The following is a 9,591-nucleotide window of genomic DNA, read 5'->3' as shown; positions in this document are numbered from 1 at the left end:
GGTCAACCCACGGCTGCATCCTGCGCCTCGTCTTCGCTCGAGGCCGAAGGCGCGAGCAGGGCTTGAAACCGCAGACAATACAATCACTTCACCTCGAACTATGGTTCGCTCGAGGCAAACCCTGCCCTCCCCCGGCTGGCGTTCCAGACCAGGCTCCAGTTGCGGTTTCCACCGGGCGCAGCGAGTCCGGCGCCACTGCATCTGGAGGTCGGTCGGGGCGGTCATGCGCGGGGGCTGGGCCAGGGCCAGTGTTGCCAGCAAGCAGAAACCCTGAGCCAGAATTTTCATCTAACCTCCTGCTGGTTTTCTATAGCCTTGGCTCCGCTCTGGTTACGGGGTCAAGGTGATGGTGATCGGATCGACCTCTTGCAGGCTGTAAATCTGCCCCTGCATCCCGATGCCGGTGATGTTGTCGGTAATATCGAGGTATCCCCCACTAAGGGCACCGCTAAATGCGCTCAGCATAACCGTATAGGTGCCCGGCACCAGCGGGGTGGGGGGATCGGTCTGGGCTCGAGGCTGGAAGCTGCGCTCCGAGCCAAGGTAAAAGGCCATATCGGAAACCCCCGAACCTCCAATGCGCTGGAACGAGACCTGGTACAGAGCACTGTAGCCCGGCTGGGCCGAGCCCGAGTCGCTCCAGGCGGCGGTGAGGCTGGCCGCACTGTAGGTGCCGCCATGGCTGAGGTTGCTCCAGGCCACAGTACCTACGGCGAAGGCTGAGCCGCTGCCATCGATGCTGCCGTTGCCGTCGGCGTCAATGTTCAGGGTGTAGCGCTTGCCGGGTTCGACATTGAAGTTGTTGGCAAAGTAGGTTCCCGGTGCCAACTCGCTAAGGGTCGCTTCCTTGCCCGCGTTGTCGCTGATGGTGATTTTGGCCCCGCTGGCCGGCTCGGCATCCTCCAGATCGCCGTCGGCGTTGGGGATGCCCTTCTCGAGCTGCACCATCACCAGCCCACCGGGCTGCAACAAAGCGATAGCCCTGAAGAAGCCCTCGGGGGCGGGGGCCACGCGAATCGGTAGGGGGTTGGTGGCGGCAGGCCGCACCGACTGCCCCGAAGCGCCCGGACACGGCCCCGGCGTGCGGGTGTAGTTCTTACCGTCGAGGCCGATCAGGTCGTCCTCGTAGACCCTGCCGATGTCTATGACCTTCGCGCCCGGTTTGGGAATCAGATTGCCATTGTTATCCACAAAGGTGTCGGTGTAGGTCTTGGTGGCCGTGAAGTTGACCGGCACGCCCTTTTCTATAGTGATTTCGGCGTGTCCAAGGCGGTTGGTGACCGCCCGCAACCCTGGACGCGCCGTAACCACTGCACCTGCCAGTGGCCCAAAGCGGTTGCGCACCTCGACATCCACACACTCCTGATCCTGCACGGCCGGGGCTCCGCCATACCAGGAGAAGTGGCGGATGCTGGCCCTGAGCACCGGAGTCGTGCCGTCCACGCTCGAGCGCTCCACCGTGCCCTCGACAAAGTCTTCCCAGCGCCCGGTCTGGGGGTTGTAGGCGTAGCAGTGAATTTTGTCACCGATGTTGTAGCGGCTGCACAGCTCCGGCGGGATGGGCAACTCGACGATGGCAGAGGAGCCGGGCTTGAGGTTGACGCGGCGGTTTTGCGAGTCCAGAATGCTGAACTCGGCAAAGGTCACCGCCCCCAGCGGGGTGGGGCTGGCCCCCCCGGCAATCAGGTCGCCGGGCAGGGCCGAGTCCTCCTTGGTGGGGTCGAGGGGGGTCACCACCACCCGCAGGTTGGGGTCGGTAGAGTTCAGGCTGTTGGGTTGAAAGATAACCGCGTAGGGTCCTGCCTCGGTGCGCTGGAAGAGGGTGCGGGCCTGGGTGGGGTTGTAGCTCTGCTCGGCTCCTTCCTTCTTGAGGGCTATCAGCATGGCCTGGGCGCTGCTGGTGGACTCGGCCAGGCCGTGCCCGGGGGCGTAGCCTGCCTTCTCCACATCCACCTTGACCAGACCCGGCGGGAGGTTTTGCAAAATGAACTCTCCCCGGCTGTCGGTGGTGGTGGTCTGGCTGCTACCCACCACCCGCACCGTCACCCCGGCCAGCCGCGCCCCCGAACCGATGTCGGTGACCAGGCCCACCACGGTGTTGGGCGCACTCGAGCCGTTGTTCCCCCCGCCGCTATCGCCGCTGCCACAGGCGGCCAGCAGGCCCAACAAAAAAGCCATTCCAAGGGTTTTCTTCATACCAATCCTCCCTTACCGGGGCACCACCACCACATCGAACGAAAGGCCATCTATGGGTATGGCCTGGATAGCCTGCCTGCGCTCTAAGTCGAACACCACCAGATGCCCCTCGGTGCCGCTGCTCACGATGTAGGCCCGGCGGCCATCGGGCGACAGGGCCGCGTGGGTGGGGTTGACGAAGACCCGGCCGCCCAGCTCGAGCCGGTGGTGCTCTGCTTGCCCCGAGGCCAGATCCACCAGCGAGACCGCGTTGGAGTAGTAGTTGAGCGACAGAATTTTCCCGCTGCCCACCGCCAGCAGGCCCAGCGGGCCTGGAGTTACGGTGTAGCTTTTGGGGCTCGAGCCGGGCACGTGCAGGCTGAGGGTGTCGGACTCGAAGTTGGAAACCAGCGCACCCTCCCCCCACGGCAGCATAAAGGCCGGGTCGGAGCCGGTGGGAGCCTCAAAGAGTGGGTCGAGCGTCGCTTCGTCGAGCCAGCGCACCGCGCTGGCCTCGGTGCTGGGCTGGCGCGGGCGCAGCGCCACCACCAGCCTAGAGCCGACCCGTGCCACGTCGGCGGCCTCGCTGGCCGAACCCGAGGGCGGCAGGTTCACAGCCCGAACCACCTCGGCGCGGCCCAGGTCGATCTCGCTCAGGCGGCCCTGGCGGATGTGCGAGACGAAGAGCCGGCTATGGTCGCTGGAAAAAGCAATCCCCACCGGACGCTCGCCCACGATGAAGGGCCTGGCCCCGCCGGGGTTGTGGCAGGTAAAGCAACTGGTTTTTGTGAAGGCATTCTGCTCGAAGTGGGGCTGGATCAGGCTGCCGTCGCTGCGCCGCTCGGGTACCGGCGCGGTGAGGAAGGTGCGGGAGACCAAAAGACGCTGCACATCCACCTCCGCCACCGCCTGCGAGCCCACCAGCACCACATAAACCTTGTTTTTGTCCCGGTTCAGCACCATCCGGTGGGGTAGCCCCCCCACGGTAATGCGCTTGATGGTGCGGCCCTGCACCGGGTCAACCACCGCGACAGTGCTCGAGCCGGCCTGGCTTACCAGCACGTAGTGCGAGCGCTGAGGCGGGCCAGAGCAGGAGACCAGCAGAACCAGAGCAAGCCAAATGGCCCCACGCACTTAGCCCCTCCCTTCAGCGCCGCTCCAGGGGCTGCCGGTGTGGTTGTAGCAAACCGCATAACTCCAGACGTGGCGTGGGTAAAAACAGCCCAGCATGAGGTCTTCCCGGCCCGCCGGAAGGGTATAGCTCCAGCGGTAGTAGCCGGTGAGGGGCTTGAGGGTGTACTCCTCCACCCCGTCACTGGTGCCGCACTCCCGCAAGCGCACGATCAAGCGGGCCTGGGTAGCCTCGAGGCGCACGTCGCCCTGATAGGTGAATTCATCGCGCTGGTTGGTAATTTTGAACAGCGCGTTGCCCCGCTCGAAATAGATCAGGTCGCGCTTGCAAACCCCATCGAAGTTGGTTCGGACGAAGGCCAGGCCCATCTCGTAGCCCCCCTCCACAAAGCGCAAAAAGCGATACTCGCCACAACAATCGGGGAACTGGTAGGCCCCGGTCTGGGGGTTGTAGAAGTTGGTCTCGCGGTAGCCCCACAGCCCCAGCATCTCCTGGTAGGGGCCACTGGTGCCCAGCTGAAACTCCGGCGGCTGGGGAGGCTGGGCCGGGTCTGCGGGCGGGGTGGGGTTGAGCAGCTTGAATTTGAGCGGATAGGGGCCTCCGCTCAGCTCCATCTGCAAGCTGGCATCGAGGTCGGTCTCGTACTCCGAGAGCACAGCCTCGAAGACCACCGGGGTCAGGGGCTGGTTGAAGGAACCCGAGTTGGCGCAGTTTTGCACGTCCAGACGGCGCTCTCGAGGCCGCAGCACCAATTGGTTGTTGCTCCACTCGGCCAGGCCCACCATCTGGTCGAAGAAGCTGACCAGGCTACAGTTAGGCGAAACCCCCTGGGAATAGTGGGCAAAGTAGAATTCGCCGTTGGACCTGACCTTGAACTGGGCCGAGTAGCCCTGGGTCATGTTGAACTCGATGCCGGTGATGGGGTTTTTGAAGTTGCCGCCGCTGGTCAGAGTATCCTGCCAGACCCCGGCCAGTTCGACCGGAAAGTTCCCGGTAGCGGGGGGATTGTTGCCTCCGGGTGGATTGCCCCCCGATTCACCCCCACCACAAGCCACCAAAAGCACCGCCGTGACCACAAGAGCAGTTTTTCTGTACATCCCGACCTCCCGTTCTAAGGGTAGAGAAGCCCGCATGACTGGCGCATGACCGGCTAGGGTTCGGCCTCCGTTTTGGTCTCTCCTATCTCCTGCTGCAAAAACGCCGTCAGGGCACTGGGTTCGGCAAAGTAGTGGCACTCCTCGCCCTGGCTCAACGAAGCCCGCCAGACCTCGCCCTCAGGGCTGGGCTCGTACCAGATGCGTAACACATAAACCTGGCTGGGCTTGGGATTCACCTGGCGGTCTCCTCTCTAAGACAAGGGTGGGTGTCGGCAGGAGGAGGCACTCCACCGACACCCCGAGCTTCTATTTCTGCACCGTAATGGTCGCACCGCTAATGGGCAGCCCACTCACGGTCGGGTTGCCCTGGGCACTCAGCGCGGTCAGGTTGATCTGGTAGGTCTTGTTGACCGGGGTGGTGTTTGGACCACCACCGCAAGCCGCCAGCGTCAGGGCCAGGGCCAGCGCCAGGAAACCCACCCGCAGGGAACGCATGCGCCACGCCCCCAGGAGCATCAAGGGCAGCAAGGTAAGCAGCAGCGGCGCAGGCAGGGCCGGAAGGCTCTGGGCCCTAAGCACCGCCGGGTGGGCCGCCAGCGAGCTGGCAATATCGGCCGCCACCAGGAACTGACTACTGCCTGGGCTAAGGGCCAGCGGGGTGGACAGGGTGAGCGTGAGGGTACCGTTGTCGGCGCTGAAGGTACCACTGGCAATGGGGACCTCGCCACTGTCAATCTGGCCGTTGGCGTTGGCATCGCGGATCAGCTTGACCACGGTGAGGTCGAGGCTATCGTTGCCGCTGCCACTGGCTGTCAGCGTAATGCTCTGCAACTGGGTGGCCTGCGAGGGGTTGAGGGTAAAGGCCAGCATCAAGACGTTGCTCTGTCCCTTGTTGCGGGTGGCGTCGGTGGGGGCATTGGGCGGTTTAGCCGCGGTAATGGTCAGACCCGCTGCTGGGGCCGTGTTGAAGGTGGCGGTCACGGTTTGGGCCGCGTTCATGGTCACCGTGCACGTGCCGGTACCGCTGCAACCACCCCCGCTCCACCCGGCAAATACAGAGCCCGACGCAGGTACGGCATTCAGCGTTACCGTGGTGCCCTGGGTAAAGCTGGCCGAGCAGGTAGCTCCGCAGTTGATACCGGTGGGGCTGCTGGTCACGGTTCCCGAGCCGGTACCGTTTTTGTTGACCGTGAGGGCAAAGGTGGGAGCCGCCGAGGTGGTGAAGGTCTGGGTAGGGCTGTTGAAAGTGCCCGCATCGGTGACGAAGCGGTAACGCCAGTAGTAAGTGGTATTGGGGCTCAGGCCGGTCAGGCTGGTGCTGACGCTGGGAAAGTTTAGGGCGGTGTTGGGCACCGTGGCGGGAGGGGTGGTCAAACCAAAGGAATTGGTGGTTCCATAATCCACATATAGCTGTCCCCCCTTGAAATAGCTAAAAAGATTCACCCCAAGCGTTGCTGTGGTTGCGCCGATCCCGCTGCTTTGCAGGTTTTGGAAGCTGGCCTGATAGTAAACGGTCACCGGCACAAATGGTGCAACATTGCCCCAAGCGGTCTGGGCCACGGCAGTCAAGCGGTGACTGGGTGGGCCAGCCAGCCCCAACAGTTGCTTGTTGTAACGTACCGGCACACGGATATCCACCTGCCAGCCGGGTGCAACCACCGCATAGCCAAAAAACAAGCCCCCACTGGTTCCGGCAGAGGGTGTTTGCGAACAGTTTCCCTGGAAACCCGGTGGGTTATTGGTAAACTCAATGACCTGGGTGGGGGTCGTGAACTTGATGGCATAGCAGCGCACTGGATTGGTGGCATCAATGGCCAGTGTGGCCCCATCGGGCAGGAAGAAATCGAAGCCAATTGTGTCGTTGCTACACGGACTGATGTTAGAGCCCACCGCTCGTATATAGCCCGTATCGCCGGTCTTGGGATAGGAGGTGCTAGGGTCGGTAAAAAAGCCGACTTTGTTCTGTGAGGCAATAGCACTGATGTTGGTTATGGGGCATATTTGCCAAACCGCAACATCGTTTCCATCCACGTAGCCTGGGGCTGCCCGCGCAACCGTGCTCATGAAGCCAAATATCAGCAACAGCACAGCGACAAACCAACGCTTGGTCTGCATGGAATACCTTTCCCGGGGGCTTACTGCCCCACCTGCCCCAGGCTGGTGGCCGCCTCGAGCTGGATATTAATGCCGCTGCGGGGAGGCTTTACCAGGATGGGCTCGCCCTGGGCATCGGCGTAGAAGCCAAACAGGCCCGCCTTCGCGGCGAAAATCAGGTAGTCCCCCGGGGCCAGCCCGTCAATGCTGAAGCCTCCACTCCGACCCGTAGCCCTGATGACGGTTTCTTTGCTTTTTGACTCGTCGCAATCGTCAATAGCAGCAACGTAGAAGCAGGCCACCACCGTTGTGTTCTCGACGCTCATGCCCGCAGGGGCCGTCACGGTACCGGAGAATCCGCTGCCTGCCCCCCCGCCACATGCGCCCAGCACCAGCAAACCCAGTGAACCCACCAGCCTCAGCAGTTGTTTCATGGCTCGTCTCCTTTCCAACCCAGAGTCGACGCCATGAGGGTAGCGAAAGCTGCATGACTGGAGGATGACTAAAAAAACACAGACCCCTACAGGGGTCTGTGGGCAGCGAGCAGCGTTTCTTAGGCCATAGCCAGGGGAAGGGGGGCGGGTTCCTGGGCCCCGACCACCTCGCCATAGAGCATGTGCGGGGTGGCCTGGCGGATAAGCACCTGATAAAGCCCCGGACGGGGGGCCTGGGCCGCAGGCACCAGGGTGGGGTGGTTGCCCCGGGTGTGGCCTTCCGCGTAGGCCTCGTCCTTGGCCGCCCCGCGCACCAGCACCTCGAGGGTCTGCCCCACCCAGCGCTGGTTTTGCTGGTAGCTCCAGTGCTTTTGCCGCTCAATCAGGCGCTGCAGGCGCTCCACCTTAACCTCGCGGGGCAGGTCCTGGAAGTGCTTGTAGCTGGGGGTGCCGGGACGGGGGGAGTAGATGAACATATAGGCACTGTCGTAGCGCACCTCGTCGTAAAGCGAGAGGGTCTGCTGAAAGTCCTCCTCGGTCTCGCCGGGAAAACCCACGATGATGTCGGTGGAAAGCACCGCATCGGGCATGGCCTGGCGGATAGCCCGGATGCGGTCTAGGTACCACTCCCGCCGGTACTCCCGGCCCATGCGGCGCAGTACCCGGTTGGAACCCGACTGCACCGGCAGGTGGATGTAGCGGCAGACCTGGGGGGTTTCGGCGATGGCCGCAATCACATCGTCGGTGAAGTTGACCGGGTGGCTGGTGGTGAACTTGATGCGGGGAATACCCACCCGCCCCGCTTGGCGCAGTAGCTCAGCAAAGCTGGGGTAGCCCGGCTGATCCTTGCCATAAGAGTTCACGTTCTGCCCCAAAAGGGTCACCTCCACCACTCCAGCCGCCTTGAGCTGCGCCAGCTCCCGCAGGATCAGATCAGGGTGGCGCGAGACCTCGGGACCACGGGTGGTGGGCACAATACAGTAGGTGCAGTGGTGGTTACAGCCACGAATGATGCTTACAAAGGCCGAGAGGGCTCCTTTGGGCGCGGGCGGCAGATGGTGGGTTAGCTCCTCGCGGAAGGAGAGATCCCAAAAGCGGCTCTGGGCCTCGAGGGCCTTGCCAATCTCGGTGAGGGCCCCCGGGCCTAAAAGCACGTCTACCTCGAACTTGCGGGCCATCTGCTGGCCCTCCTCGAGCTGGGCCAGACAGCCCATCATGCCCACCAGAAGCGCTCGGCGCTCCTTCTCTTTGCGCAGCTCACCCAGAAGCGAGCGCACCTTCTCCACCGGCTTACCCCGCACCGCGCAGGTGTTGACCAAGACGAAGTCGGCCTCCTGCCAGGTATCCACAAACTCCGCGCCCAACGAGGCCAGCTCGCTTCGGACGAGGTGGGTATCGTACTCGTTCATCTGGCAGCCATAGGTAATGATGTGGGTTTTCATCTCGACCTCTGGGCCTACCGGAGGGATTCCGGGGCCACAAGCATTTAGTGTAGCAAAAACCCGGCTTCAAACCCTAAGGCCCTGCTCGATCAGGCGCATCAGGTGGGGTTCCTCAGCCTCGATATTGTCGCGCAGGCGGGCAGCCGCCATGATGGGCATCCAGGCCTCGAGCTCGGCCCTATCCAAAGGGGCCAAGCGCCGGTAGTGCTCGAGGTAGGTCTGGAAAAAGAATTGCCGCTGGCGCAAAATCTCCTCCCGTGCGGGTAGGTTCGGGGGCAGTTCACTGTAAAGCACCAGCAAGGCTGTACGGGCTACGTCGGCCAGGGGGTTCCCCCGGGTGGCGTTAGGCCAGTCCACCACATACCCCCCCGTATCGGTAAGCAACACGTTCTCGGGGTGAAAGTCGCCATGGCACAAAGCGCTTCCATCGGGAAGCCGCTCGAGGTGCTCGAGTAAAGCTTCTCGTAACTCCTTTGGCAAGCGGCAGGCCTGAATCCGCTGAACCAACGAGGCTCGCTGAGAGGGCAACTGGCCCGCGGCCTTTTGGTGGAGCTGGGGGTGCAGGCTTCCCAGCACCTGGGCCGCTAAACCCAAGCGGCTAGGATCGGCATGGATGTACTCGGTCAGGGGAACCCCTTTGATCCAGTAAAGAACCAGACCCCAGCGCCCCTCAACCTCGAGCACATCCTCCACCTTTGGCACAGGAGCTCCCAACAGCCAGACCTGCTGGGTTAGGCGGGCTTCCAGCTCGGCATCGGCATAGCCGTACTCCGGCCAGAACAGCTTGAGCACGTAGCCATCGGCCCAGGCGTAGACCTCAGCCTCGCGGCCCTGTCCTAGCCGTCGTAGCAACATACCTTCCAGAATACCCGCTCGAGGCCTAACCCCGCTAACACAGCGTATTCCTCCAGGAAAAACGCCCCAGCTGAACCTGGACGGACACATGTGAGACTCTAAGCTGGGATAAAAAGAGGGGAACCAACCAAGAAAGGAGGTTCCCCAGGTGCAGTTTACCACCGTTGGCCGAGAGATATGGCAAGGCGCTAGACAAGCACAGAGGCTGGCCGAGGCCAAAGCAGGCGACCCAGAGGTCAAGGAACGTCTGCGCAAGCTCCGACTGGTCAAAGCCCTGCGTGAAAGTAAAAAGAGCTGGAAGGAGATCCAGGACCTGGTCGGGATCAGCCGGGCCACCTACCACCGCTGGAAAAAAGCCCTAA

Annotated in this window: 10 protein-coding genes; 1 reads left to right on the top strand and 9 read right to left on the bottom strand. The window is 62.7% G+C overall.

What is annotated here, in order from left to right; translation table 11 throughout:
* The 9 genes from G552_RS16625 to G552_RS0114210 all read right to left on the bottom strand — a co-directional run.
* Positions 1-288 (bottom strand): hypothetical protein (locus tag G552_RS16625; RefSeq protein WP_211224836.1); only part of this gene is annotated, 288 nt, incomplete at its 3' end.
* Between the two features lie 42 nt (positions 289-330).
* Positions 331-2,196, bottom strand: coding sequence for a DUF4249 family protein (locus G552_RS0114245; protein ID WP_051195846.1), 1,866 nt, complete (start codon positions 2,194-2,196; stop codon positions 331-333).
* Positions 2,197-2,208: 12 nt separating this feature from the next.
* Positions 2,209-3,309, bottom strand: coding sequence for a YncE family protein (locus G552_RS0114240; protein WP_027883591.1), 1,101 nt, complete (start codon positions 3,307-3,309; stop codon positions 2,209-2,211).
* The gene (locus G552_RS0114235) at positions 3,310-4,404 is read right to left on the bottom strand and encodes a hypothetical protein (RefSeq protein ID WP_156890763.1); all 1,095 of its coding nucleotides are present in this window, start codon (positions 4,402-4,404) and stop codon (positions 3,310-3,312) included.
* A gap of 53 nt (positions 4,405-4,457) precedes the next feature.
* Positions 4,458-4,640, bottom strand: coding sequence for a hypothetical protein (locus tag G552_RS0114230; protein ID WP_027883589.1), 183 nt, complete (start codon positions 4,638-4,640; stop codon positions 4,458-4,460).
* 70 nt (positions 4,641-4,710) lie between these two features.
* Positions 4,711-6,468: an InlB B-repeat-containing protein gene (locus G552_RS16445; protein ID WP_156890762.1), complete on the bottom strand. Its 1,758-nt coding sequence runs from the start codon at positions 6,466-6,468 to the stop codon at positions 4,711-4,713.
* Positions 6,469-6,539: 71 nt separating this feature from the next.
* Entirely contained in the window at positions 6,540-6,932 is a 393-nt protein-coding gene (locus tag G552_RS0114220) for a carboxypeptidase-like regulatory domain-containing protein (protein ID WP_027883587.1), read from the bottom strand.
* A gap of 119 nt (positions 6,933-7,051) precedes the next feature.
* Positions 7,052-8,374, bottom strand: a complete 1,323-nt coding sequence (gene miaB, locus G552_RS0114215) for a tRNA (N6-isopentenyl adenosine(37)-C2)-methylthiotransferase MiaB (protein ID WP_027883586.1) — start codon at positions 8,372-8,374, stop codon at positions 7,052-7,054.
* A 66-nt stretch (positions 8,375-8,440) separates the two neighbouring features.
* Positions 8,441-9,229: a phosphotransferase family protein gene (locus tag G552_RS0114210; protein ID WP_027883585.1), complete on the bottom strand. Its 789-nt coding sequence runs from the start codon at positions 9,227-9,229 to the stop codon at positions 8,441-8,443.
* A gap of 148 nt (positions 9,230-9,377) precedes the next feature.
* On the opposite strand from G552_RS0114210, the gene G552_RS15765 reads away from it, so the two are divergent.
* The coding region (locus G552_RS15765; protein ID WP_211224835.1) for a helix-turn-helix domain-containing protein at positions 9,378-9,591 on the top strand (214 nt) is incomplete at its 3' end.

Source organism: Meiothermus rufus DSM 22234 (assembly GCF_000423425.1).
GTDB classification, from domain to species: domain Bacteria; phylum Deinococcota; class Deinococci; order Deinococcales; family Thermaceae; genus Meiothermus; species Meiothermus rufus.
The sequence above is the reverse complement of the archived record's forward strand: the minus strand, read 5'-3'. Positions and strand labels throughout refer to the sequence as shown.